Source organism: Paenibacillus sp. BR2-3 (assembly GCF_046529485.1).
Taxonomy (GTDB): domain Bacteria; phylum Bacillota; class Bacilli; order Paenibacillales; family Paenibacillaceae; genus Paenibacillus_AQ.
In genome coordinates, this window is sequence record NZ_CP126311.1 from 4,643,658 (window position 1) to 4,667,177 (window position 23,520).

The 23,520-nt window shown below is 49.8% G+C and carries 26 protein-coding genes and 1 riboswitch; all 26 genes read right to left on the bottom strand.

Annotated elements, in window-relative coordinates; all coding sequences use genetic code 11:
* Nucleotides 1–23: 23 nt before the first annotated feature.
* Entirely contained in the window at nucleotides 24–1,742 is a 1,719-nt protein-coding gene (locus tag PaeBR_RS22320; RefSeq protein ID WP_410512629.1) for a phospho-sugar mutase, read from the bottom strand.
* Nucleotides 1,743–1,780: 38 nt separating this feature from the next.
* Entirely contained in the window at nucleotides 1,781–2,203 is a 423-nt protein-coding gene (gene fabZ / locus PaeBR_RS22325) for a 3-hydroxyacyl-ACP dehydratase FabZ (RefSeq protein ID WP_410512630.1), read from the bottom strand.
* Between the two features lie 271 nt (nucleotides 2,204–2,474).
* Nucleotides 2,475–2,627 carry a DNA-directed RNA polymerase subunit beta gene (locus PaeBR_RS22330; protein ID WP_410515277.1) on the bottom strand — a complete coding sequence of 51 codons (153 nt, stop codon included), beginning with the start codon at nucleotides 2,625–2,627 and terminating at the stop codon, nucleotides 2,475–2,477.
* 80 nt (nucleotides 2,628–2,707) lie between these two features.
* Nucleotides 2,708–3,529, bottom strand: coding sequence for a flagellar hook-basal body protein (locus PaeBR_RS22335; protein WP_410512631.1), 822 nt, complete (start codon nucleotides 3,527–3,529; stop codon nucleotides 2,708–2,710).
* Between the two features lie 26 nt (nucleotides 3,530–3,555).
* Nucleotides 3,556–4,431, bottom strand: a complete 876-nt coding sequence (locus PaeBR_RS22340; protein ID WP_410512632.1) for a flagellar hook-basal body protein — start codon at nucleotides 4,429–4,431, stop codon at nucleotides 3,556–3,558.
* A 45-nt stretch (nucleotides 4,432–4,476) separates the two neighbouring features.
* Nucleotides 4,477–5,475 carry a rod shape-determining protein gene (locus tag PaeBR_RS22345; RefSeq protein ID WP_410512633.1) on the bottom strand — a complete coding sequence of 333 codons (999 nt, stop codon included), beginning with the start codon at nucleotides 5,473–5,475 and terminating at the stop codon, nucleotides 4,477–4,479.
* Between the two features lie 129 nt (nucleotides 5,476–5,604).
* Nucleotides 5,605–5,892 (bottom strand): sporulation transcriptional regulator SpoIIID, encoded by a 288-nt coding sequence (gene spoIIID / locus PaeBR_RS22350; RefSeq protein ID WP_410512634.1) that lies wholly within the window; start codon nucleotides 5,890–5,892, stop codon nucleotides 5,605–5,607.
* A 199-nt stretch (nucleotides 5,893–6,091) separates the two neighbouring features.
* Nucleotides 6,092–6,838: a peptidoglycan DD-metalloendopeptidase family protein gene (locus PaeBR_RS22355; protein WP_410512635.1), complete on the bottom strand. Its 747-nt coding sequence runs from the start codon at nucleotides 6,836–6,838 to the stop codon at nucleotides 6,092–6,094.
* 60 nt (nucleotides 6,839–6,898) lie between these two features.
* Nucleotides 6,899–8,074: a stage II sporulation protein D gene (spoIID, locus tag PaeBR_RS22360; RefSeq protein WP_410512636.1), complete on the bottom strand. Its 1,176-nt coding sequence runs from the start codon at nucleotides 8,072–8,074 to the stop codon at nucleotides 6,899–6,901.
* A 626-nt stretch (nucleotides 8,075–8,700) separates the two neighbouring features.
* Nucleotides 8,701–10,077 carry a UDP-N-acetylglucosamine 1-carboxyvinyltransferase gene (murA, locus tag PaeBR_RS22365; protein ID WP_410512637.1) on the bottom strand — a complete coding sequence of 459 codons (1,377 nt, stop codon included), beginning with the start codon at nucleotides 10,075–10,077 and terminating at the stop codon, nucleotides 8,701–8,703.
* A gap of 194 nt (nucleotides 10,078–10,271) precedes the next feature.
* On the bottom strand, nucleotides 10,272–10,529 hold the full coding sequence (locus PaeBR_RS22370; protein WP_410512638.1) for a DUF1146 family protein: 258 nt from the start codon (nucleotides 10,527–10,529) through the stop codon (nucleotides 10,272–10,274).
* A 258-nt stretch (nucleotides 10,530–10,787) separates the two neighbouring features.
* On the bottom strand, nucleotides 10,788–11,204 hold the full coding sequence (locus PaeBR_RS22375) for a F0F1 ATP synthase subunit epsilon (RefSeq protein ID WP_410512639.1): 417 nt from the start codon (nucleotides 11,202–11,204) through the stop codon (nucleotides 10,788–10,790).
* 104 nt (nucleotides 11,205–11,308) lie between these two features.
* On the bottom strand, nucleotides 11,309–12,709 hold the full coding sequence (atpD, locus tag PaeBR_RS22380; RefSeq protein ID WP_410512640.1) for a F0F1 ATP synthase subunit beta: 1,401 nt from the start codon (nucleotides 12,707–12,709) through the stop codon (nucleotides 11,309–11,311).
* A 164-nt stretch (nucleotides 12,710–12,873) separates the two neighbouring features.
* Nucleotides 12,874–13,743 carry an ATP synthase F1 subunit gamma gene (atpG, locus tag PaeBR_RS22385; protein ID WP_410512641.1) on the bottom strand — a complete coding sequence of 290 codons (870 nt, stop codon included), beginning with the start codon at nucleotides 13,741–13,743 and terminating at the stop codon, nucleotides 12,874–12,876.
* Between the two features lie 140 nt (nucleotides 13,744–13,883).
* Nucleotides 13,884–15,395: a F0F1 ATP synthase subunit alpha gene (gene atpA / locus PaeBR_RS22390; RefSeq protein ID WP_410512642.1), complete on the bottom strand. Its 1,512-nt coding sequence runs from the start codon at nucleotides 15,393–15,395 to the stop codon at nucleotides 13,884–13,886.
* Nucleotides 15,396–15,406: 11 nt separating this feature from the next.
* On the bottom strand, nucleotides 15,407–15,958 hold the full coding sequence (locus tag PaeBR_RS22395; protein WP_410512643.1) for a F0F1 ATP synthase subunit delta: 552 nt from the start codon (nucleotides 15,956–15,958) through the stop codon (nucleotides 15,407–15,409).
* Nucleotides 15,955–16,443 (bottom strand): F0F1 ATP synthase subunit B, encoded by a 489-nt coding sequence (gene atpF, locus PaeBR_RS22400; protein ID WP_410512644.1) that lies wholly within the window; start codon nucleotides 16,441–16,443, stop codon nucleotides 15,955–15,957. Before atpF ends, PaeBR_RS22395 begins: the two co-directional genes overlap by 4 nt.
* A gap of 98 nt (nucleotides 16,444–16,541) precedes the next feature.
* Nucleotides 16,542–16,754 carry a F0F1 ATP synthase subunit C gene (gene atpE, locus PaeBR_RS22405; RefSeq protein ID WP_307585331.1) on the bottom strand — a complete coding sequence of 71 codons (213 nt, stop codon included), beginning with the start codon at nucleotides 16,752–16,754 and terminating at the stop codon, nucleotides 16,542–16,544.
* Between the two features lie 104 nt (nucleotides 16,755–16,858).
* Nucleotides 16,859–17,623: a F0F1 ATP synthase subunit A gene (atpB, locus tag PaeBR_RS22410; protein WP_410512645.1), complete on the bottom strand. Its 765-nt coding sequence runs from the start codon at nucleotides 17,621–17,623 to the stop codon at nucleotides 16,859–16,861.
* 32 nt (nucleotides 17,624–17,655) lie between these two features.
* The gene (locus tag PaeBR_RS22415; RefSeq protein ID WP_410512646.1) at nucleotides 17,656–18,033 is read right to left on the bottom strand and encodes an ATP synthase subunit I; all 378 of its coding nucleotides are present in this window, start codon (nucleotides 18,031–18,033) and stop codon (nucleotides 17,656–17,658) included.
* Nucleotides 18,026–18,259: an AtpZ/AtpI family protein gene (locus PaeBR_RS22420; protein WP_410512647.1), complete on the bottom strand. Its 234-nt coding sequence runs from the start codon at nucleotides 18,257–18,259 to the stop codon at nucleotides 18,026–18,028. Before PaeBR_RS22420 ends, PaeBR_RS22415 begins: the two co-directional genes overlap by 8 nt.
* A 169-nt stretch (nucleotides 18,260–18,428) precedes the next feature.
* Entirely contained in the window at nucleotides 18,429–19,598 is a 1,170-nt protein-coding gene (gene wecB, locus PaeBR_RS22425; RefSeq protein ID WP_410512648.1) for a non-hydrolyzing UDP-N-acetylglucosamine 2-epimerase, read from the bottom strand.
* Nucleotides 19,599–19,637: 39 nt separating this feature from the next.
* On the bottom strand, nucleotides 19,638–20,267 hold the full coding sequence (gene upp, locus PaeBR_RS22430) for a uracil phosphoribosyltransferase (protein WP_410512649.1): 630 nt from the start codon (nucleotides 20,265–20,267) through the stop codon (nucleotides 19,638–19,640).
* A gap of 387 nt (nucleotides 20,268–20,654) precedes the next feature.
* Nucleotides 20,655–21,905: a serine hydroxymethyltransferase gene (gene glyA / locus PaeBR_RS22435; RefSeq protein ID WP_410515278.1), complete on the bottom strand. Its 1,251-nt coding sequence runs from the start codon at nucleotides 21,903–21,905 to the stop codon at nucleotides 20,655–20,657.
* A gap of 43 nt (nucleotides 21,906–21,948) precedes the next feature.
* Nucleotides 21,949–22,578 carry a TIGR01440 family protein gene (locus PaeBR_RS22440; protein ID WP_410515279.1) on the bottom strand — a complete coding sequence of 210 codons (630 nt, stop codon included), beginning with the start codon at nucleotides 22,576–22,578 and terminating at the stop codon, nucleotides 21,949–21,951.
* A gap of 130 nt (nucleotides 22,579–22,708) precedes the next feature.
* Nucleotides 22,709–22,791, bottom strand: a riboswitch (ZMP/ZTP riboswitch).
* A 118-nt stretch (nucleotides 22,792–22,909) separates the two neighbouring features.
* Entirely contained in the window at nucleotides 22,910–23,494 is a 585-nt protein-coding gene (locus PaeBR_RS22445) for a low molecular weight protein arginine phosphatase (RefSeq protein WP_410512650.1), read from the bottom strand.
* Nucleotides 23,495–23,520: the final 26 nt, after the last annotated feature.

Here is a 23,520-nt window from a genome sequence, read left to right on the forward strand (position 1 = left end):
AGAAGTTCAATCTCTATTCTTAATTAGTTACCGTCTACACGGCCCATAACCTGAACCGTAAGCGCAGCAACCTTATCCTTGGCATTCTGCAGGGATTCACCCCGTACCGCAAAATAAACCTTGATCTTCGGTTCCGTTCCGGAAGGACGCAGGCAGAACCATGATCCGTCAGCCAGCAAATATTTCAGCACATTCTCCTTCGGCAGCCCGTCAATGCCGAGCGAATAATCCAGAATTCCGCTTACGGCGATGCCCCCGATTTCCTGCGGCGGGTTGCTGCGCCAGTCATTCATAATCCCCTGAATTTGCGCCACACCGTCTTTGCCCTTAAGTGTACGCGATTCAAGACTCTCCAGGAAAAAGCCGAATTGCTCGTACAGCTCCTGAAGCACATCGTACAGGGTTTTCCCTTGGGCCTTGTAATAAGCGCCAGCTTCAGCAATCAGCATGGCCGCAAGGACAGCGTCTTTATCCCGGGCATAATTGCCGGCAAGATAGCCGTAGCTTTCCTCATAGCCGAAAAGGTAGGTATATTCGCCGGAAGCTTCGAATTGCGTCATTTTTTCCCCGATATATTTGAAGCCGGTCAGCGTATTGAATACGGTAGCCCCGTAATGACTTGCTACAGCAGCACCCATTTCACTGGTTACAATGGTCTTCACTACAGCCCCGTTACTCGGTAGCTTCCCTTGCTCCTGCAAGCGGCTCAGGTAGTAATGAATCATCAACGCGCCGGATTGATTGCCCGATAGAACCACAAACTTGCCTTCATTGTCACGCACCACTGCACCCATCCGGTCAGCATCAGGGTCCGTACCGATCAGAAGATCAGCATTCAATTCTTCCCCAAGCTTTATGGCTAATGTAAAAGCTTCCCGCTCCTCCGGATTGGGCGATTTCACCGTAGAGAACTCGGAATCGGGCTGCTCCTGCTGAGGAACAACGAATACCTCTGTGAAACCGATCTTGGAGAGTACCGAACGTATCGGGAGATTCCCCGTACCATGCAGCGGCGTATAGACGATTTTGAAATTGCGGCCGAGTGAAGGTACGATCTCTTCCCGGGCAACACTGACACTGGCTACCGTATCTGTAAATGCCTCGTCTTCCTTCTCACCCAGCCAGTGCAGCAATCCCTGGCTTTCTGCCTCTTCCTGTGTAATGCGTTTGACCGCATCAAAGGAATCGACCTCCAGTATGTAGGAAATGACCTTTTCCGCTTCATCCGGGACAAGCTGGCCGCCTTCCGCGTTATACACCTTATAGCCATTGTATTCCGGAGGATTATGACTCGCTGTAATTACAACGCCGCCCGTCGCCTTCAGATGGCGAACACTGTACGAGAGCTGCGGGGTCGAGCGCAAGGAAGGAAACAAATGGGTCTCAATGCCGTTGCCCGCCAGCACAAGGGCTGCTTCCAAAGTGAATTCAGGAGAGTATCGGCGGGAATCATGAGCGATAACGACAGAAGGTCTGCCTTCTCCGGTATACTGCTCCAGAATATATTTGGCAAAGCCTTGGGTGGCTCTTCCCACCGTATAACGGTTAATCCGGTTGCTGCCTGCACCGATTACACCGCGCAGACCGCCTGTACCGAACTCCAGATCCCGATAAAAGCGTTCTTCGAGTTCCTGCGGATCGTTCTCCAGCGCACGGAGCTCTCCCTTCGTAGCTTCATCGACAGAAGGGTCCTGAAGCCAACGCTCTAATGTTTCTGCGGCTTGTAGGCTTAATTGAGTCATATGAATCTCTCCTTCTCCATATATGATTTAATTATGAATTAACTAAGCGCAAACATAATCTCCCCTGAAGCCACAACCTTGCCGTCTACCTTCGCAGTGGCTTGGCCTTTCCCGATGCTCCCCTTGAGGCGGGTGATCTCCACTTCCAGTTGCAGTGTATCCCCTGGAACGACCTGACCCCGGAACCGGAAGGCGTCCAGTCCTGCCAGGAATCCGATCTTGCCGCGGTTAGCCTCAACGCCCAGAATAGCGACCGCGCCCACCTGAGCCAGCGCTTCTGTAATCAATACACCCGGCATTACCGGGTACCCTGGAAAATGACCGGCAAAAAACGGTTCATTCACCGTAACGTTCTTGATGCCTACAGCCCGTTTGCCCATTTCGATTTCGATAATTTTGTCCACCAGCAGAAATGGAGGCCGATGGGGGATAATTTCTTGGATTTCATTAACATTCAGCATTGTGATAAGACTCCTCCCTGGAATCAGCTTTCATCATATTCTTTGCCGGGATGCATAAAATTAGGCACCTTCGGCAAAAACTATATCTATCCTTCACCCCCTGCAGAAGTGGAGGTTCAGATAAGGGGCTTTCTCCACCGTTAAGCAGCAGCTTGGCGGAGAGGGCCCTTTTTTCATCCCTGAGCCCCCCATCATTATACATTTATCTGTATAAAAAAGAAAACTCCCTGTACAACTAGGGAGTTGTGAATCAGCCCCGCAGCCCTGTGTACTACGGAGCAAAAACGAGATCATATACATGCTTCCATGTGCTCCACTGAAACACATCGGCTAATTCTTTCTTGCCAAGGATGACGTATCCGGCGATCAATCCGCCTCCGAGGGCAGCGACAAGCAGTAAAGGAATCAGAATCACCTGAATCATGCCCCAAACTGAAATCCTGCGTTTTACCTGCCCCTTGTCTTCATCTTGACCAGTCTCTACCTGACGACTCATTGGTTCACCTACCCGCGCAAGTTATTAGCCAGGCCTTGCATCTGGTCGCTGGAGGTCAGCGCCCGGGCTGCCAGCTGATATGTGCGCTGAATTTGCATCATTTCCGTCATTTCCTTGCTTAAGTCGACGTTCGATTGCTCCAGCCACCCCGAGCGCACCCCAACTGCAGATGCTTCCCCTGCCGCTCTTTGGACGAATGCCTGCTGCTCCGTCACTCCATCTGCCAATACATAGAAATTGCCGTCTACCGCCTGAAGGGAAGCCCTGCTTGAGGGCTCTACAATCATTATACTTCCCGCTACTACGGCAGGATCATTTTCATTTCTCTTCATCAGCACCTGGCCCGTCTCGTCAATGGCCACACTCATACCGACAGGTACCGTTATTGGTGTTCTATCTGTATTCAGAACAGGGTTGCCGGTATTGTCTACGAGCACCATATTCTCTGGGTTGGTGGTATCCGGGGTAAAGTGGAAATTCCCTTGTCGTGTATAAGCCGTGGCTCCGTTAACCTGAACACCGAACAAACCGTTACCCTGCAGTGCCAAATCGGTGGGACTGCCTGTTTCTTTGAGCGTACCCTCTTCCCAGTTGTTGCTGATTGTAGGTACACGCACACCGAAACCCATATTGAAGCCCAGAGGCATGCTGCGTCCCGTCAGCGCGTAATCATCCGATTGCTGCTGTACGCGGGTCAATACATCCTCGAAGGAGCCTTCCTTGCTCTTATAGCCATTCGTATTTACATTGGCAATGTTATCGGCAATAATATCAAGCCGCTGCTGAAGGCTGGACATCGAGACCGCCGCACCTATCGTCGAATTGTTCATGGGTCAGTCCTCCTGAAAGCTTAAGTCTATACTCTGCCGACTTCGGTTGCAGCCTTCTGCAGGCTGGAGTCGTAAAACTGTACAACCTTCTGGTTGGCTTCATACGCCCGGTATGCAGCGTTCAAATCCACCGTCACCTGGGTCGCATCCACGTTGGAATTCTCCAAATATCCTTGCCGCACCTGCATATTATCGGTTGCATCAGCGAAACGGACCCCTGCGTCTGCGGAATCATCTGCATGAAACACACCGTTACCGTCACGCACCAACTCCATCGGCTTTGTAACAATACTAATGCCGAGTCTGGTGTTCGATCGTAGACCTGTATTATTATCTATTAAATATCCCTGCCCGTCCACCTTGAGGTTATCCTCAGAGGTGTTAAGCACCAATGGATTGCCGTTACCGCCCAGAACCTTGTAGCCACCCGAGCTAAGTACTTCTCCAGTCGGGCTTACCGAAAACTTGCCGTTGCGTGTATACAAATTATTGCCATCATTATCCTGAACGGTGAAAAATACCTGTGGCTTGTAGGTGACCTCACCTTCAGCACTTACATGCTTGCCCGAACCATCGAACAGCATAGCTTCTCCCGTAGCCGGATCGTTCACCTGCAAATCAGCGGATAAAGCAAAATCAACAGTCTTGCCGCTTTCAATCAAATCGCCCTGCAAAAATTGGGAAATTGATTGTTCCGCGAACACACCTGTGTTCAAACGGCCGATCGTCTTGGTGACGCCACCCTGCATTGCAGAGATCAGCACATCCGGAAAGGCATGGCTGACACTGTCAACCTGCTTGTACCCCGTTGTATTTAAATTGGCGATATTCTGCGTGGCTGTGTCATGTCTACGCTGCTGTGTAACCATCCCGGCAGCGGCCGTATATAAACCTCTTATCATGAAGGCAGTCTCCTTCCCGAGCTTCTAACCTATATTATCGGCTGTTTAGAACTTTTTCTTAACGACCTTGTCCAAATGATCCAGCATAATGCCCGTGCCCTTAACCACACAGTGCATCGGATCCTCCGCTACCCAGACAGGAACATGCAGTTGCTCGGACAGCAACTCGTCCAACCCGTTCAGAAGAGCACCCCCTCCGGTGAGCACAACCCCACGGTCGATGATATCAGCCGACAGCTCCGGTGGTGTACGCTCCAGTACAGATTTGGCGGCAGCCACAATGGAAGAAACCGGGTCCCACAGCGCTTCCTGAACCTCGCCGGCGGATATGGTGAGGGTCTGGGGCAGCCCGGTTACCATATTTCTTCCGCGAATGTCCATCTCGGCGTTCATACCGCTAGGGCGAACCGTACCGATGGACAGCTTGATGTCCTCTGCGGTGCGTTCCCCGATCAATAATTTGTATTTTTGCTTGATATATTTTAAAATGGCTTCGTCGAACTTGTCCCCTGCGACTTTAATCGAAGAGGCGGTAACGACGTCGCCCATGGACAGTACGGCTACATCCGTCGTTCCGCCGCCGATATCGACGACCATATTTCCGCTTGGTTGATAAATATCCATACCTGCTCCGATGGCTGCGGCCTTGGGCTCTTCCTCCATGAATACTTCCTTCGCCCCGCTGCGCTCCGCGGCTTCACGGATAGATTTCTGTTCCACCGACGTAATGTTCGTGGGAGCGCAGATCAGAATACGGGGACGTGAATACCAGGTCCGGCCGCCAACACGGTCGATGAAATATTTCAGCATCATTTCGGTAATTTCAAAATCAGCGATAACGCCGTCCCGGAGCGGACGGATTGTTACGATATTGCCGGGTGTGCGTCCAACCATGCGACGTGCCTGCTCTCCTACCGCAAGGACTCTCTTCGTATCACTTTCGAGCGTGACCACGGAAGGTTCATTCAGAACGACTCCCCTCCCCTTGACATGAATAAGCACATTGGCCGTGCCAAGATCGATTCCGATATCCTTGCTAAGCATAATAAAAGAGCCCCCAAAGTGTTATTTTAGTTGAATAAAAGGCAGTTAGTACTAAATTTAAAAATACCATACTTTAGGGGATGGGCACAACGTATTATAACTGAAAAAACCCTTAAAATTCCGAAAATGTTATGTCTTCGACGCTACGGCAACTTCACGCTTTTTTCCTGTGCTTTTTTTATATTTGATCTTTGTTGCTTCTCCCCCCCGAAGATGGCGAATCGATTTGTGATATTCGAGAATGTGCTTCACCTGATCGGCTAAATCAGGATTTATCTCCGGCAGACGCTCGGTCAAGTCTTTATGCACCGTGCTTTTTGAAACGCCAAATTCCTTGGCTATGGTCCGGACCGTGTGCCTGGTTTCCACGATGCAGCGTCCGATTTTGATCGTACGTTCCTTGATGTAATCGTGCACGCTCCCGCCTCCCAACTGTGGATAGTTTGGTACATTATATGAGGGGCGGGCCTATATATTCGCGCTTTAAGGAGGTGACAAGCCAGGGGAGGCTCATTTTATTTCGTGGACAACTCCCGGAAGGGGGGAAATCGTCCCGGATTTACTCACTAAAGCTAAGAAAGACAGGGGACGGAGTCCCCTGCCTAAAGTAATACTCTTATCGCTGTGGAAGTAAATCCGAAGGATTGACTACAGCGCCATCCTCATGCACTTCAAAGTGTACATGATTGCCAAGATTTTTCTCAAGCTCATTGCGGCCCGCTGTGGCCAGTGTATCCCCCTGCTTCACCTCGTCGCCTTGCTTCACTTTGGTGTCGCCTACACTTTGATACACAGTCTTCAAATTGCCCGGATGGGTAATTTCAATGACCGTACCGATGACAGGAACATCTTCAACCCGTGTAACCTCACCGCTAAGCGCCGCTTTGACATCAAAGGCCTTGTTGTCTTCACGGGCAATATCGATTCCGGCATTCGGCACGAAGGTGTCATTGTACTCCACCATGGCCTCTACATGATTCTCCACGGTTCCATTCTCGTCATAAAACGGCTTAACGACTTCCACCTCAGCCGGATTACCTACCGGCCAGACAATGCTTTCGGCTGTAGCTACCACTTCCAAAGCTTCAGGGTCAGTACCAGCAGTACCGTTTACGTCCGTTGATACTCCAGCTTCCTGTTGTGATACAACGGCGGCGGTGTCCCCAGTCAGCGGCTTTTGGCCTGCATCCTGATAGACCCACACCAAGGTTAGTATAATTGCCGCTGCCGCTGTGTAGACTGCCGGAAATACCCACCGTTTAGATAACAGTCTGTTCCATGAAGAAGGCTGTGCGCCCGATTCTCCCTGCATTTTTTTGAGAGACTCTTCATGGTTTGGTTTGTTTTTGTTTTGTTCATTCATATGCGATCACCTCAGTAACCAGTGTTACCGGGCTATTGTCTTTTATACGTATCTTGCAATTTATTTTTTCAGAAGAGTTGAGACTTGGGTAAAGGATATACCACTATAATAGTATTTGAGAATTTGAGTCGCGGTTTTCCCTTCTTTAGCCATCCCGTTCGCGCCCCACTGGCTCATGCCGACTCCATGACCGTTGCCGTAAGTGGTAATCATGATTCTACTGCCGCGAATAGTCCAGGTAAACTGACTGGAGCGAAGCTGCAGCTTCTCCCTTACCTCCCGTCCGGTAAAAACTACGCCTCCGATGGAAATCTCTTTAATATGATGTCCGCTGGTGCGGGAAAGAACTTTCATAAATGGAGCACTCCCGGAGGTTGCTGAGAGATTGCGCGTCTTATCTGCTATAGCAGAATCACTCATTGCCGACTCTCTTAATGCAGGTACGGATTCCTTGCTGCTGCTCGAAGACGCTGTAGTGATCCCCAGCTTGGACAGCAGTTCAGCCGTGCTGAAGGTAGTGGTCACTGTATAGTAGGGGGCGATCTCCTTCTCCCATGGGCTGGCAACGCTGCGCAAGTAAGGGACGGAAGCGCTCCAATAGTCCTCCGAATTCTCCGTAAAGCCTCCACTGGAGGCGAAAAAGGAAGCCGTAATCGGCTGACCCTTATATGTCATCACTACCCCGCGCGTTTCCAATACGGCCCGGCGCAGCTTTGCCAGCGCGGCGCTCTTGCCGCCGCGCTCCCACGCCTGTTCCAGCGCAGCCTTCGATACGTAAGCCTGATGGCTGACCGTATCGGTAACATCCGCGCCCGGAACGGGCACGCCGCTGGCATCGCCGGTCAGAAGGCGGCGCATGATGAAGGTGCGGGCCGCGACGGCCTGGGCTTTGAGCGCTTCGAGCTCAAAGTCCGCCGGCATTTCGGCCGCAAGGACGCCGGTGACGTAGTCATCCAGCGGCAGGCTCTCGATTTGTCCGCTGCGCGACAAATAGACCGAGATCTTCGGCTGCGGGGCGGCAGCAGCCGGCTGGGCCGTGGCCTCCGGCCCAGCCGGCGGCGGGGGCGTCTGCCCGCGCTGCAGCGGGATGACGGCCAGCGGCAGCAGCAGCGCCGCCAGCAGCGGCGCGGCGAGCCAGGCGGCGGGCGCAAGCCGACGCAGCCGGGGGTTACCGCGCCGCGGGGGGGCCCACCGCGGTGTCTTTTTGCGCCGCCGCCAATCACGGAAATCTTTCATCTCTGTGGCTCCTTCCATTGTCACTCCAGATTCTTATAGATATGAATTTGGGACAACTGCTAGAACGACAATGAGAGAAAGGAGAGTTGCCCGGAGACAATTTCAAGGCTGATGGTATGGTACAACCCGCTATAACTAAACGAAAGGAACAGTAGGGATGGAGATGAAACGGCTCACAAGCAAGGAGAAGAAAAAAGTTGGGAGAATGCAGGTAATAAGGGGGGCATCCAAAATTTCCACAACATTTACAGCGGTGATTTGCGTCAGTCGCTGAAATGTTGTACGAAGTGCAGGAGTTAGCACATTCCAGGAGCACCATGCGACAAATTGTTGCACAGATTGCAGGAATTAGCACGTTCCAGGAGTACCATACGCCAGAATGTTGCACGGAGTGCAGGAATTAGATCGTTCCAGGAGCACCATACGCCAAAATGTTGTACGGAGTGCAGGAATAGCACGATTAAATCGCTATAAGAAGAAACGGCTTTGCCGTCCTTAAAGGGACGGCACCCGTTTCTCGTAAAAATATAAGGAAAAAGTATGGAGTGAAACTTATTTTCTTATATTTCAAAAAAAGAGACCTCCCTGCAAATAAATTGCAGTTCGGTCTCACTATATGGCCTCAGTTACACCCAGGTTGGTTGAACCTGAAACCGCTGCTTAACCTCTTCGTTTTTGTGCGATTCGGTCTTGATCGGCTCCGGCTTTAGTGTTTCTTCCTTCACCGGCTGTACTGCCGGCTCATCCATGGTAATGCGCCAAATGTCAGCACCCAGGCCTGACAGCTTCTCTGCCAAATGAACATAGCCGCGGTCAATATGATGGGTTCCGCCAACTTCCGTAGTACCCTCGGCAACAAGTCCCGCCAGGATAAGCGCTGCGCCAGCACGAAGATCGGTAGCACAAACCTTAGCTCCCACTAATCGAGCATTTCCTGTGACAATTGCCGAACGCCCTTCGATCTTGATCTCAGCGTTCATGTTATGGAACTCATCCACATGCATAAAGCGGTTCTCAAATACCGTTTCCGTCACGACACTGGTACCTTCGGAGCGCAGCAGCAATGCCATCATCTGCGATTGCATATCCGTCGGGAAGCCCGGGTACGGCAAGGTCTTCAAATCAACAGCCTTAAGCGGTTTATCGCTGATGACACGCACGCCGTTCTCGTCAGGAATAATGGTAACGCCCATTTCTTCCATTTTGGCAATAACCGGTCCGAGGTGATCCGCAATTGCGCCTTCCACATACACATCTCCGCCTGTAATTGCAGCAGCAGCCATGTAGGTGCCTGCCTCGATACGGTCAGGAATGACATGATGTCTTACCCCGTGGAGACGCTCAACGCCTTCAATCCGGATGACTCCTGTTCCCGCTCCGCGCACAATACCGCCCATGCCGTTGAGGTAATTCGCCAAATCGACAATTTCCGGCTCTTTTGCCGCATTTTCGATAACGGTCACGCCTTCTGCCAGAGCAGCCGCCATCATTATATTTTCGGTCGCGCCTACGCTGGCTACATCCAAGTAAACCTTGGCTCCACGCAATCGACCGTTGCTTTTCGCTTCAATGTAACCTTGGCCGAGACTGATTTCCGCACCAAGCGCTTCAAAACCTTTCAAATGCTGATCAATGGGACGTGTTCCAATGGCACAACCGCCCGGCAATGAGATCCGAGTACGGCCTAATCTGGATAAAAGAGGACCCATCACTAAAAAGGATGCCCGCATCTTGCGTACCCACTCATAAGGTGCTTCACAAGAGGATAAGTTTCTGGCGTCCACCTGAATGATATCGTTCTCGTATGTAACCCCTGCACCCAGAGATTCCAACACCTTGCTGATTGTCATTACATCGTCAAGCGGAGGTGCGTCCACAATAACGCTTACTCCTTCTTCTGCCAATAGAGAGGCGGCTATGATCGGTAGTACGGAATTTTTTGCGCCGCTGACTTTCACGCTCCCGGTCAATCTGTTGCCACCGCGGACGATAAATTTACTCATTTCGGTTCCCTCCGCGCACATTATTTCTTGATTAAAATGAATTAAAAAGTCGAATGCTACAAGTTCACATCGTGTGACAATGCGTCCCGTTTGCCGGGAAGATTCCTTAAATTTCAGTGTTGACATAATAAATTGTTATTATTCGGCGGCTTTTCGCGAACGACCTATGACATTTATAACCATAGCGCCAGCCATTAAAACATGTAGCGAATTTGGCCACTCCAGCTAAGATAATCGATCAGGAATCCTGCCACAAAATGACCCAGAACGATCGCTAACAGCAAATGCAGCAATCGCCCTTGAGGGCTCTTGGGATATCTTATGACCAAATCAAGCTTAAGGTTCTGCAATGCCCACCAAGATAACACGACACAGAGCAAAGATACAATCATTGACACTAATCCGCTGGTCCCGACTGTACTGGATACCGCAGTGGGCAACATTTCATCCATCTTAAACCTCCGTATGTAGGTTACTCGGAAATCGACTCTTATATCATACTTGTCAAGGGCAAAAGAATCCAGTACTTTTTAAAATTTATAGTTTCTTATCTTCCCACCGTACATGTGTTCCCTAAAAGGACAGATTTTCACTCATACAGGCATGAGAAAATCGTTTACTCATACAATATCAGAAGGAAAACTCAAGAAGAACATACTTTCTGCTATTGAAAAAAAGCAGCCAAGCCTGAGGCTTGACTGCTTCACACACTACTGTTGTCCTTTTCCAGTGGACACTTTAATCCGTGTAACGGCGCGTTGCAGCGCCAGCTCCGCACGTCGGTGATCAATGTCTTCCTGTTTGTTCCGGGTCTGAAGACGTCGCTCGGCACGTTCTTTAGCTGCTTCAGCGCGCTCAATATCGATATCTACAGGCATTTCGGCACTTTCAGCCAGCACTGTCACCTTATCTTTACGCACTTCTACGAAACCGCCATGAACGGCAATAATATTCGTAACACCGTCCGATTTTACGGTCATCGGAGCAACCTGAAGTGGAGTTACAAGCGGAATGTGTCCCGGCAAAATGCCCAATTCGCCCTCGACTCCCCGTACTGTCAAGCTATTAACCTGCTTGGAGTAGACGAGACGCTCCGGCGTGACAATTTCCAACAAAAAGGTATTCACTGCCATTCCTCCTAAAAGCTTTACGCAGTAAAGCTCGCCTCGAAAGCATCATCCAAAGCTTTACGAAGTAAAGCTCGCATCGAAAGCAATATCTTAGCTCGGGCTTACATCGATTTCGCTTTTTCAACCGCTTCTTCAATCGTACCAACAAACAGGAAAGCTACTTCCGGAAGATCGTCATGCTTGCCATCCAGAATTTCCTTGAAGCTGCGCACGGTTTCTTTGATCGGCACATACTTGCCTTTGAAGCCGGTGAACTGCTCAGCCACGTGGAAAGGCTGTGACAAGAACCGTTCAACCTTACGGGCACGGGCTACAATAACCTTATCTTCCTCACTCAGCTCATCCATACCAAGAATGGCGATGATGTCCTGAAGCTCGGTATAACGCTGCAGCAGCTGCTTAACGCCTTGCGCCACGTTGTAATGCTCTTCGCCCACAATTTCCGGAGCGAGCAAGCGTGAACTTGATGCAAGCGGATCCACGGCTGGGAAGATACCCTTTTCGGAGATTTTACGTTCAAGGTTAGTTGTTGCATCCAAGTGGGCAAACGCCGTAGCCGGAGCGGGGTCAGTGTAGTCATCCGCTGGTACATAGATCGCTTGAATGGAAGTAACAGAACCCTTTTTGGTGGAAGTAATACGCTCCTGCAACTGACCCATTTCAGTAGCCAGCGTTGGTTGATAACCTACCGCAGAAGGCATACGTCCGAGCAACGCAGATACTTCAGAACCCGCTTGGGTAAAGCGGAAGATGTTATCGATAAAGAGCAGCGTATCGCGGCCTTCCACATCACGGAAATATTCCGCCATGGTCAGACCCGTCAGAGCTACACGCAAGCGCGCGCCCGGCGGCTCATTCATTTGTCCGAACACCATCGCCGTTTTCTTGATAACGCCGGAGTCGGTCATTTCATGGTACAAGTCATTACCTTCACGAGTCCGTTCACCAACACCTGCGAATACGGAGATCCCCCCGTGCTCTTGGGCGATGTTATTGATCAGCTCTTGAATGGTGACTGTTTTACCTACGCCAGCACCGCCAAACAGGCCGACTTTACCGCCCTTAGCGTAAGGTGCCAGCAGATCGATAACTTTAATTCCCGTTTCCAGTATCTCCGCTTGTGTCGACAGTTCATCAAATGTCGGAGCTAGACGGTGAATTGGGTTTCTCTCAGTGGCAAGAACTTCGCCAGCGTTATCAATCGGATTACCAAGTACGTTAAATACCCGACCGAGTGTCGCTTCCCCTACAGGAACTGAAATAGGCCCTCCCAAGTCAGTCGCGTCCAGTCCACGAACCAATCCATCGGTGGTAGACATGGCGATACAACGTACCAGGTTATCTCCCAGATGGTTGGAAACCTCAAGTGTCAGATCTATCTTGCGGCCATTTTCCAAGCTGGTTTCAATTTTGATAGCGTTGAAAATCTCGGGCAACTGACCGCGTTCAAATTCAATATCAACAATCGCGCCCATAATGCTTACAACGCGTCCTTTGTTCATCTTTGTTTCCCTCCTCGAAAGCTGTTACATAAGAAGAAACTCCAGTGCCGTCCTTTAGGAGCATATGCTCCCGAGGCGAGCGATACTGCGTATCGCTTGTACGGCACCCGTTATTCGTAAAATATAAAGCAAAGTTAAGCGCTCCGCTTAACCCTTTTTATATTTTAAGACTGCGCATTTGCTCCGGCCACGATCTCGGTAATTTCCTGCGTAATTGCCGCCTGACGGGCACGGTTATACGTAAGTGTAAGTTCTCCGATCATTTTCGATGCGTTCTTCGTGGCACTGCCCATTGCTGTCATCTTTGCACCCAGCTCACTGGCTTTGCCATCCAGAATTGCGCTAAAAATCAATGTTTCAGCGTATTTCGGAAGCAAAACTTCCAATACGCCTTCCGGTGAAGGCTCGTATTCGTAGCTCGCTGTTACTTCTTGATGCTCCGGGGCGGCTACTTGATCCATCGGAAGCAGCCGATCTACGGAAGGCACCTGGGTGATCGCGTTAACGAACCGGTTGTAGCAAATGTACAACTCGTCGAATGCGCCCGCTTCAAACTGTTGTACCGCCGAGTATGCAATCGACTTGATGTCAGCAAACTTCGGTGTATCCGATAGCTCGGTTAATTCCTCCACAATCGGATATTCACGGCGGCGTAAAAAGTCACGGCCCTTCCGGCCGATAACGAACAAATCGTACTCGTCTTTGGATTTGTGCCGTTCCGCGATGAGCATAGTCACTTTACGCAGAATATTGGCGTTATATCCTCCTGCGAGCCCTCTATCAGAGGTGACAATTAGATAACCTGTTCTTTTCACAGGGCGGCTGACCAGCATGGGATGCTGGATGCCTTGTGTACCGGCAGCAATGCTGGATACAACCTCTTTCAGCTTCTCTGAGTAAGGACGGGCGGCCTCCGCTTTCTCCTGCGCTTTTCTAAGCTTGGAGGCGGCTACCATCTCCATTGCTTTTGTAATCTGCTTGGTGTTTTGAACGCTCTTGATTTGACGTTTAATATCACGCATGCTTCTTGCCATGATTTCACCACCTTAAAGCTTTGACGAAGTCAAAGCTGACTTCGTAAGCATCATCTTAGCTTTGACGAAGTCAAAGCTGACTTCGTAAGCATTCTCTTAAGCTTTGACGAAGTCAAAACTCACTTCGTACGTTATCTATATTAGCTAGTAGCAAAGCCTCTTTTGAACTTCTCAATCGCTGCTTTCAGTGCAGTTTCGTTATCCGCAGTCAAATCCTTCGTATCCGTGATGGATTGAAGAATTTCGGACTCACTGCTGTTCACAAACGCCAGGAATTCCTTCTCAAAGCGTCTAACGTCTTTAACCGGAATATCATCCAGATGACCTTTTACAGCAGTGTACAAGCTAAGTACTTGATGCTCAACAGACAGTGGCTGGTTTACACCCTGCTTCAGGATTTCCATCATACGGGCACCGCGGTTCAGACGGGCTTGAGTAGATTTATCAAGATCGGAACCGAATTGGGAGAACGCCTGAAGTTCACGGTATTGGGCAAGATCCAGACGGAGTGAGCCGGCAACCTTCTTCATTGCTTTAATCTGGGCCGAGCCACCTACACGCGATACAGAGATACCTACGTTGATCGCAGGACGTTGACCGGAGTAGAACAGGTCCGATTCAAGGAAGATTTGACCGTCTGTAATCGAGATTACGTTCGTTGGAATGTAAGCCGATACGTCGGATGCTTGTGTTTCGATAAATGGCAATGCGGTTAATGAACCACCACCAAGCTCATCGCTAAGTTTCGCTGCACGCTCCAAAAGACGGGAGTGCAAGAAGAACACATCACCCGGGAACGCTTCACGGCCCGGTGGACGACGAAGCAGCAAGGACAATTCGCGGTAAGCAGAAGCTTGCTTCGAAAGGTCATCATAAATGATCAGGACGTGCTCGCCTTTGTACATGAAGTATTCGCCCATTGCACAGCCTGCGTATGGTGCTAAAAACAACAGTGGAGACGGCTCGGAAGCTGATGCAGTTACAACAATTGTATATTCCAACGCGCCATGACGACGAAGGGTTTCTACAACCTGTGCTACTGTGGATTGTTTTTGTCCAATCGCAACGTAAATACATTTCATGCCGTTGCCTTTTTGGTTGATGATTGCATCGATAGCAATCGCTGTTTTACCGGTTTGACGGTCACCGATAATTAATTCGCGCTGTCCGCGTCCGATTGGAACCATGGCGTCGATCGCTTTGAGTCCTGTTTGCATAGGCTCATGAACCGATTTACGGTCGATAACACCCGGTGCACTGCTCTCTACCGGACGGAATTCAGTCGTTTCGATTGGACCTTTGCCATCAAGCGGCTCTCCCAATGCGTTAACGACACGACCCAGCAGGGCCTCACCAACTGGAACCTGCATAATCTTGCCTGTGCGCTTCACTTGATCGCCTTCACGAATTTCAGTGTACTCACCCAGAATAACAACACCGACGTTGCTTTCTTCCAGATTGAGTGCCATACCCACTACACCATTGGAGAACTCCAGCAGCTCGCCGGACATTGCGTTTTCCAATCCGTAGACACGGGCGATACCGTCGCCGACTTGAATGACGGTGCCGATTTCGGCAACTTCGATATCGGTTTTATATTGCTCAATTTGACTTTTGATCAAAGTGCTGATCTCTTCAGGTCTGATGCCCAATACCCTCACCCCTATCTTCTATGCTTATCATTAAAAGATTTCTCGAGACGCGTAAGTTTACCGGACAGACTGCCGTCATACAGCGTATCGCCGATAACGACCTTCAGTCCGCCCAGCAGGCTTGTATCAACCACGTTCGTAATGCGAATTGTCCGCTTTACCAGCTGGCCGAATTCCGCAGCTACTTTCGCTTGCTCCTCTTCACTTAACACATAAGTGGAGTAAACAGTAGCATCGCCGATGCCGAGAGCGTCTCCTTCAATTTTGATGTACGTATCCAGCAGATCTGCAAAAATATCGGTTCTGCCCCGCTCTACCAGCAGTTCTACAGTGTTCATAACCGTTGGAGAGAGCTTATCTTGAAGCGCTGTGCGCAGCACGTTCAGCTTGTCGGACTGCGAGATGCGCGGAGCAAGAATAAACCGCTTCACCTCTTGGTCGAAATGAAGCACTTCGACAACTGCCTTGAGCTGTTCTTCTACTTCAAGTGTAATCCCCTTCTCCACCGCTGCACTGTACAATGCTTTGGCGTAGCGCTTGGCAACTACCGTATCGCGGCTCATGATCGGCCTCCTACCTCTTTGAGGTATTGATCAACGAGCTGCTCTTGCTCACCGCTCATATGAACTTCCTTTTGAAGGAGCTTGGATGCGATACGTACAGATGCTGTGCCGATTTCGCTGCGCAGCTCTTCGACGGCTTTTTTCTTCTCGTTCTCGATATCCCGGACCGCTTCGTCTTTGACGCGAGTAGCATCCGCTTTGGCCTGCTCCAGAATCCGGTCTACCTGCTGGCTGCTGGTAATCTGGGATTGCTGAATGATGACCTGTGCTTCTTGACGCGCATTGTTCAGGGCCTGTTTCTGCTCCTCCACATATGCGACTGCCTGCTCTCTGGTCTTCGCGGCTTCGTCCATTTGCTGCATCACTAACTCGCGACGTTTCTCCATTACTGCAAATAGTTTACTGAACGCATACTTGCTGAGCAAGAAATAGAGAATCGCAAATGCTGCAATTGAGAAAATGATATTTGTCCAAACAATTTCCATTGAAGTCACTCCCTTCCGTTACCGCGACATGCGGACCTATACAAAAGTAAGGCGCGGATGGCACCCTGCCGTCCCCGCCAAACCGCAAAAACGGATGATTAAGAAAACATGATCAGGAAAGCGATAACTGTTGCCGCCAAAGGAATAACCTCGACGATACCTACACCGATAAACATTGTTGTTTGCAGTTGGTTACGCGCTTCCGGTTGACGAGCAATTGATTCTACCGTTCTACTAACGATCATACCGTTACCAAGACCTGCACCCAGTGCACCCAAACCAACCGCGATTGCTGCTGCTAATAAATCCATTTTTAAATATCCTCCTTTAATTTCGGTTCATATTGTGTTTAATGATATAAGATATCTCCTGCGAATGGAAATCGGCATATTGCCGTCTTGTTCACAGCAGTTCATTAATGTGCTTCTTCATGCGTTGTCATCTGCGCGATATATACCATCGTCAGAATTGTGAAGATAAACGCCTGGAGTGCCCCGACGAATATACTGAAGCCTTGCCATATCGCCAAAAACGGAATACTCGCCACACCCAGCTTCAGAATGACAGTAATCAGCACTTCACCCGCAAAAATATTGGCGAATAGACGAATAGCCAACGCTACCGGTTTTGCCAAATTCTCAATAATGTTCAGTGGCAGAAAGATCGGAAACGGCTCGACATAGTGCTTAAAGTAGTGTTTGCCGTTTAGCTTGATGCCCAGATAATTCATTAACACGAACACGATAATGGCCAGCCCCGCGGTAATGTTAATATCAGCTGTTGGCGACTTGTACCACAAAATCTCAACATGCTCTCCTTGGGCCAGGTTTCTTGTTGCTTCAATAACATGACCGAACACGGTAACCGGTTCCTCCGCCTCAGTGACTACAGAAAACGGTAAGCCGAGCAGGTTTGAGATAAAAATGAACAAAATCAAAGTCAGACCCAAAGATATGTAAGGTTTCCCTTTCTTCAAATCCATGGCACTGCCTATGACGCCTTGTACAAATTCCACAACCCATTCCATAAAATTCTGCAACTTGGAAGGATTCTCGACCGAAAGCTTGCGGACCGACATCATCACCAGAACGAATACAACTAACGAACTGATAAGGAGCATCAGCACAGCAGACAAATCAATCGGTACTCCTCCAAGATAAATTAACGGCATTGCATGCATAGTATCATTTCCCCCCTTTCTCTTTAATCTGATTAAAGCTTGTTTTTCTTACTCAGAAATATCCCCGTAGGAATAGCGAGAAGCTGGGGAATGAACAGTCCGGCAATAGTCGCTTCCAACGAGAATTGCCCTAACTTGACCGCGAACATCACGACCAAAATCGCGAAGCAAACCCGTGTGACAAAACCGAGGCTGTAATTCTTGCCTTTATGGATCACAACGGCCTCCGTCACCCGCCGAATCTTAACGGCCAAATAACGGAAGCTGGCCAATCCCGCCGCCAGACCCAGAGTCATGCCCAGTGTAATGGGCCGTGATTCTTGATGGAGCGCCCAGCCCATAAGCAACCCCGCCATAAGAATAAGGGTTACTCTGGTGACGGTATTGATTATGGGAGTCATATTATCCATTCTGCTCCCCCAAAAATTTTTTGATTAACAGGATGACGTTTACGATCCCCAGAATCATTCCCGTTATGGTACCGATAGCCAGCCAATAACTTGGTCCTTCCAACAGATCCCTAAGCCATCTCGCTACAAAAAAACCTATAATAATGTAAGCGGCGAGCAAAGTACCTGCACTGCCAATAACAAGTCCTGTGCGTACAAGACTGTCTTTCTCTTTCGGTTCATTCATAGGCTACAATCCCAACTAATTTTACTGAATTTCTCGACTCTTTGTCAATTCATTGAACTTTACCCAAAAAGCCCTGAAAACATGAAAATAATCACAGCAAACTGTTCCAAAACCATATAAACCGTACAGTTTCACTGTATGTTAAATTCATCACATCAGAATATTAGTTTTAATCATTTTCGTTAGTTTGTGTGAACGTTCTGTGAAACTCTTCAGGACGTTGTTCCTTTATACCGAAATGGTGCAAAATCGCATTGACAATTCTCTCCGAAGCTTTACCATCTCCGTACGGGTTGGCGGCCCGGCTCATGGACTGATAGAGGTCCTGATCAGTCAGCAGAGCATGTGTCCGTTGATACACCTTCTCCTCGTCCGTTCCCACCAGCTCCAGTGTTCCGGCTTCAATCCCTTCCGGACGCTCCGTCGTATCACGCAGGACAAGCACCGGAACTCCAAAGGAGGGTGCTTCTTCCTGCAAACCGCCGGAATCAGTCAGAATCAAGTGGGTATGCGGATAAAAATTATGCAGATCCACGACATCCAACGGATCAATCAGCTTAATTCTCGGGTGTCCCCCCAATATCTCATGTGCCGGTTCCTTAACTGCCGGACTCGGGTGCACAGGATATACAATGGCAACATCCTCAAATTCATCAGCGATTCTTTTGACAGCACGGAAAATATGACGGTGCGGTTCGCCTTGGGATTCCCTGCGGTGCGCCGTCATTAATATAAGTCTTTTTCCTGAAGCAAAATCCAGTACGGGATGCCGGTAGTCCGGCTGTACGGTATATTGAAACACATCGGTTACGGTATTGCCTGTGATATAAATACTTGACTCTTTTTTATTCTCGTGTCTCAAATTGCCCGCCGACCAGTCGGTTGGAGCGAAATGCAAATCAGCCAAAACCCCTGTCAGCTGGCGGTTCATTTCTTCCGGATACGGGGAAAGCTTATTCCAGGTCCGGAGGCCCGCTTCCACATGTCCGACCTGTATTTGCTGCAGGAAGGAGGCGTAGCTCGCCAGGAACGTGGTTAGTGTATCCCCATGCACAAGAACTAAATCAGGCTTCACTTCCCGAAGCACAGGCTCAAGCCCTTCCAGCACACGAATGGTGATCTCGTTCAGAGTTTGGCGATCCTTCATAACGTCCAGATCATAATCGGGCGTGATTTTAAATACCTCTAAGACCTGATCAAGAAGCTCCCTGTGCTGGGCTGTTACGCATACGATAGACTCAATATGCTCTGGATGCCTGTTCAGCTCAAGGACCAGCGGTGCCATTTTGATCGCCTCGGGGCGCACGCCGAAAATCGTCATTACTTTAATTTTGGTCATAACCCCTGTCCTCTCTTTATAGCCTTCTCTACTTCTGTATTACTTTGTACCATATAAACGGTCTCCGGCATCGCCCAGTCCCGGAACGATATAACCGTGTTCATTCAGGTGATCATCAAGAGCCGCTACGTAAATATCCACATCCGGATGAGCTTCCTGTACGGCAGCGACTCCCTCCGGAGCAGCAATCAGGTTCATCATTTTGATTTGGGTACAGCCGCGGTTCTTCAATGAAGTAATAGCTGCAATAGCGGAGCCGCCGGTAGCCAGCATTGGATCGATAACGATCAATTCGCGTTCCTGTACATCCGTAGGCAGCTTTATGTAGTATTCCACCGGTTGAAGTGTATCTGGATCACGAAACAATCCTACATGACCTACTTTTGCTGCAGGAAGCAGCTTGAGAACGCCTTCGAGCATGCCGAGCCCAGCGCGCAGGATTGGAATAAGACCTAACATTCTGCCTGAAATAACCTTGCTTTCCGTCTCAGCGACCGGTGTTTGAACCGTAATCGTTTCGAGCGGGATATCCCGAGTAATCTCATAAGCCATTAATGTAGCAACTTCATCGACATGCTCCCTGAATTCCTTCGTGTTGGTCCGCACATCGCGAATAAATGTAAGTTTGTGCTGAATCAAAGGATGATCGCAAATCACCAATTTTCCCATTAACTTGTCCCTCCGGTAATTATAAGTCTTGTCCATACAGCAGCGAAGCAAGCGTAATTCTGCCATCTGCCGATAAATCCTGTCTATTATATCACCCCCGCCGCCGCTTTTCACCTATGGAGAAGCGGATTTACCCCCAAAGACTCAAACTGTGGCAGATTTGCTTACTCATTGGGAAATTGGAGGATCATGTCACCTGAAAAATAAAGTTTAATTTGTGCAGGTTTGCTTATTTTCATACTTTTCACAATTACTTCATGATTTTCCTTGAAATTTTCATGAACTTTCATGATTGATTTCAACGTTTTTTTGAAAAAGACCCCCGCAAAGCCCGGAATCCGGGCACCGCGAGGGTCTGGGAACTGAAAGATTTAAATCCTTCAATGCTTAATATTGCAGGTCAGAATAGAGCGGGTATTGCTCGGTAATCTTAGCCACACCACGATCAGCTTCGGCAAGAGTCGCCTCATCCTTGGGCTGCTTCAGGACTTTAGCAATAATCACGCCGATTTCCACCATCGCCTGCTCATCCATCCCGCGTGAGGTAACAGCAGGTGTACCGATCCGGATACCACTCGTAACGAACGGGCTTGTAGGATCGAATGGAATCGCATTTTTGTTCACTGTAATGCCGATTGAATCGAGTACCTTCTCTGCATCCTTGCCTGTAATGCCCAGATTACGGGTATCCAGCAGCATCAAATGGTTGTCCGTACCGCCGGAGACAATGTTCACGCCTTCGCTGATAAGAGTTTCAGACAGCACTTTGGCGTTCTTCACTACGTTTTCAGCGTAAGTCTTGAAGGAAGGCTGCAGGGCTTCACCCAAAGCAACGGCCTTGGAAGCAATCACATGCATAAGCGGGCCGCCTTGGGAGCCGGGGAATACCGCTTTATCGATAGCCGCTGCCCAGGCTTGTTTACATAGTATCAGACCGCCGCGGGGGCCGCGGAGTGTTTTATGAGTTGTAGTAGTAACGAAGTGCGCATGCGGAACCGGGTTCGGATGAAGGCCTGCTGCAACCAGGCCGGCAATATGCGCCATATCCACGAAAAACAGTGCTCCAACATCATTGGCAATCGACGCCATCGCTTCAAAATCAATCGTGCGCGGATAAGCACTGGCTCCGGCAACAATCATGCGGGGACGGTGTTTGAAGGCCAATTTGCGAACTTCATTATAATCAATAAGGAATGTATCTTCCTGTACTCCGTAAGCGACGAAGTTATACAGCAAACCAGAAGCATTCACTGGACTGCCGTGCGTCAAGTGACCGCCATGGGCCAGGTTCATACCCAGTACAGTATCTCCAGGATTTAGCGCCGCCAGATATACCGCCATATTCGCCTGCGCACCGGAATGCGGCTGCACGTTGGCATGGTCGGCGCCGAATAATTCCTTGGCACGGTCCCGGGCAAGATTCTCAACGATATCTACATCTTCACAGCCGCCATAATAACGTTTACCCGGATAACCTTCCGCGTATTTGTTGGTCAGTACAGAACCCATGGCTTCCATAACTGCTTCGCTAACGATATTCTCCGAGGCAATAAGCTCAATGTTGGCACGCTGACGCTTCAGCTCCAGTCCCATCGCTTCCAGTACTGCCGGGTCACTCTTACGCAATTGTTCCATGATTCTTAAATCCTCCCTGGTTGTATGTTTGATGTAAACCTATCAGTCAATCGCAAAGCTGCGAATCACTACTTTCTTGTCTGCGGTAAACGGCGCGTTCGCCGCCGATGAGCGGCGGTCTGCTCCAAGCCGCATTCACACGGGCCGACCCAATATACCGCAAGGAGGGCCTGAAGGGCACCGCCACACGGCGTAAATGCATCCCGATCAGCGTCTCACCGATATCAATCCCGGCATGGGCCTGTACCGTTTCAGCCAAAACAGGATCTTTCATAGACCCGTAAGCGGCTGCTGCCATCGAACCGCCTGCGCCAGGTATAGGCACTGCGGTTACTTCATTTAACCCGAGTGAGTTAAGCAAGGACCGCTCCATAACCAGCGCGCGGTTTAAATGCTCGCAGCATTGGTAAACCGGATGAAATCCGAATTCCTCAGATGCCAGACGCACGCCCTGGAGCAACTGCCGGGCCACTTCGAGCGCCCCGCCGGTGCCGATGCGGACGCCTGCGACTTCACTCGTACTCACGCCTACGACGACAATTGCACCAGGGCCAAGCTTCCCGGCCTTCGCCAGCTCGCTCAATACACTGCGGGTTCCCTCAGCCAAAGCCAGTTCTTCCCCTGAAGGCTGATCCGCGCTGGCCGCTAAGCTCCCTGAAGTGCGTTCATCCCGCATTTCCTGCTTCATGACTTCCTTCATCGCCCTTCCTCCTAACGGGTAAAGCTTACTTTTAAGCAAAGCGGATAAGGATGATATTTCAAAATTTTAAACAAAAAAGAGCAGTCCGCAGGTAGCTGCGGATTTGCTCTTTTGCCCAGGCGACCGGCCGTTTATTCCGATGCTCCATCGTGGTTTGATCCACAGTTGTCGCCAGTTACACCGGAACCGATATTTGTTACTATCTTAAAGCAAAGCCCACTGAAATGCAACCACCTTAACATGGAAGGGCAGGTGCCGCAGATATATAAGATGAACGTTCAGTTATGATATCCAAAAAGACCGGCTTTTAAAGACGCGGGACCTCCAGCTTATCGAGCAGCCTGTGAAGAGCCGTACGGATCTCCGCAGCGGTAATTTCATAATCGTCACGCGTGCCTCCGAACGGGTCGGAAATATCGAAGCTCGGAATCCTCTGGCGTATTTCTATGATACGCTGCAAATCGGCGGCATCCGGATCACCGCCCAGCGAGATCTCCAGTTCAGCTTGTGCATATAAGCTATCCAGCTCCTGCAAATCTTTGCCTACAGTCTCTTCGTCTTCCACAAATTCCTTAAGTGTATGTGTCTTCGATACCGAACCGGGAAAATACTGCAGCACATGCCGTTTATGCCCTCCGGTCAGGGTCAGCACCAGATCAGCCCAGGATACCAAATCCCCGCTTAGCTGGGAGGATGTTGCAACATCACTAACCCCTTCATCCTGCAATATAGCAGCGGCATGACGCGATATGGAAGTTCCGGTAATGGCGGATACACCGGCAGACCGCACTTCCAGATCGATCCCCCGCTCTTTAGCGAGCTTGCGCAGCAGACCCTCAGCCATAGGACTACGGCAGGTATTACCGGTGCAGACGAACAAAATATGCAGCATGCTTATCCACCCCCAAGATTTTTTTT

What these genes read in the sequence shown, in the direction of transcription:
- PaeBR_RS22320 (WP_410512629.1), bottom strand. Translation starts at nt 1,742, where the DNA reads ATGACTCAATTAAGCCTACAAGCCGCAGAAACATTAGAGCGTTGGCTT.
- fabZ (WP_410512630.1), bottom strand. Translation starts at nt 2,203, where the DNA reads ATGCTGAATGTTAATGAAATCCAAGAAATTATCCCCCATCGGCCTCCA.
- PaeBR_RS22330 (WP_410515277.1), bottom strand. Translation starts at nt 2,627, where the DNA reads ATGATTCAGGTGATTCTGATTCCTTTACTGCTTGTCGCTGCCCTCGGA.
- PaeBR_RS22335 (WP_410512631.1), bottom strand. Translation starts at nt 3,529, where the DNA reads ATGAACAATTCGACGATAGGTGCGGCGGTCTCGATGTCCAGCCTTCAG.
- PaeBR_RS22340 (WP_410512632.1), bottom strand. Translation starts at nt 4,431, where the DNA reads ATGATAAGAGGTTTATATACGGCCGCTGCCGGGATGGTTACACAGCAG.
- PaeBR_RS22345 (WP_410512633.1), bottom strand. Translation starts at nt 5,475, where the DNA reads ATGCTTAGCAAGGATATCGGAATCGATCTTGGCACGGCCAATGTGCTT.
- PaeBR_RS22355 (WP_410512635.1), bottom strand. Translation starts at nt 6,838, where the DNA reads ATGAATGAACAAAACAAAAACAAACCAAACCATGAAGAGTCTCTCAAA.
- spoIID (WP_410512636.1), bottom strand. Translation starts at nt 8,074, where the DNA reads ATGAAAGATTTCCGTGATTGGCGGCGGCGCAAAAAGACACCGCGGTGG.
- murA (WP_410512637.1), bottom strand. Translation starts at nt 10,077, where the DNA reads ATGAGTAAATTTATCGTCCGCGGTGGCAACAGATTGACCGGGAGCGTG.
- PaeBR_RS22370 (WP_410512638.1), bottom strand. Translation starts at nt 10,529, where the DNA reads ATGGATGAAATGTTGCCCACTGCGGTATCCAGTACAGTCGGGACCAGC.
- atpD (WP_410512640.1), bottom strand. Translation starts at nt 12,709, where the DNA reads ATGAACAAAGGACGCGTTGTAAGCATTATGGGCGCGATTGTTGATATT.
- atpG (WP_410512641.1), bottom strand. Translation starts at nt 13,743, where the DNA reads ATGGCAAGAAGCATGCGTGATATTAAACGTCAAATCAAGAGCGTTCAA.
- PaeBR_RS22395 (WP_410512643.1), bottom strand. Translation starts at nt 15,958, where the DNA reads ATGAGCCGCGATACGGTAGTTGCCAAGCGCTACGCCAAAGCATTGTAC.
- atpF (WP_410512644.1), bottom strand. Translation starts at nt 16,443, where the DNA reads ATGGAAATTGTTTGGACAAATATCATTTTCTCAATTGCAGCATTTGCG.
- atpE (WP_307585331.1), bottom strand. Translation starts at nt 16,754, where the DNA reads ATGGATTTATTAGCAGCAGCAATCGCGGTTGGTTTGGGTGCACTGGGT.
- atpB (WP_410512645.1), bottom strand. Translation starts at nt 17,623, where the DNA reads ATGCATGCAATGCCGTTAATTTATCTTGGAGGAGTACCGATTGATTTG.
- PaeBR_RS22415 (WP_410512646.1), bottom strand. Translation starts at nt 18,033, where the DNA reads ATGGATAATATGACTCCCATAATCAATACCGTCACCAGAGTAACCCTT.
- PaeBR_RS22420 (WP_410512647.1), bottom strand. Translation starts at nt 18,259, where the DNA reads ATGAATGAACCGAAAGAGAAAGACAGTCTTGTACGCACAGGACTTGTT.
- wecB (WP_410512648.1), bottom strand. Translation starts at nt 19,598, where the DNA reads ATGACCAAAATTAAAGTAATGACGATTTTCGGCGTGCGCCCCGAGGCG.
- upp (WP_410512649.1), bottom strand. Translation starts at nt 20,267, where the DNA reads ATGGGAAAATTGGTGATTTGCGATCATCCTTTGATTCAGCACAAACTT.
- PaeBR_RS22440 (WP_410515279.1), bottom strand. Translation starts at nt 22,578, where the DNA reads ATGCGGGATGAACGCACTTCAGGGAGCTTAGCGGCCAGCGCGGATCAG.
- PaeBR_RS22445 (WP_410512650.1), bottom strand. Translation starts at nt 23,494, where the DNA reads ATGCTGCATATTTTGTTCGTCTGCACCGGTAATACCTGCCGTAGTCCT.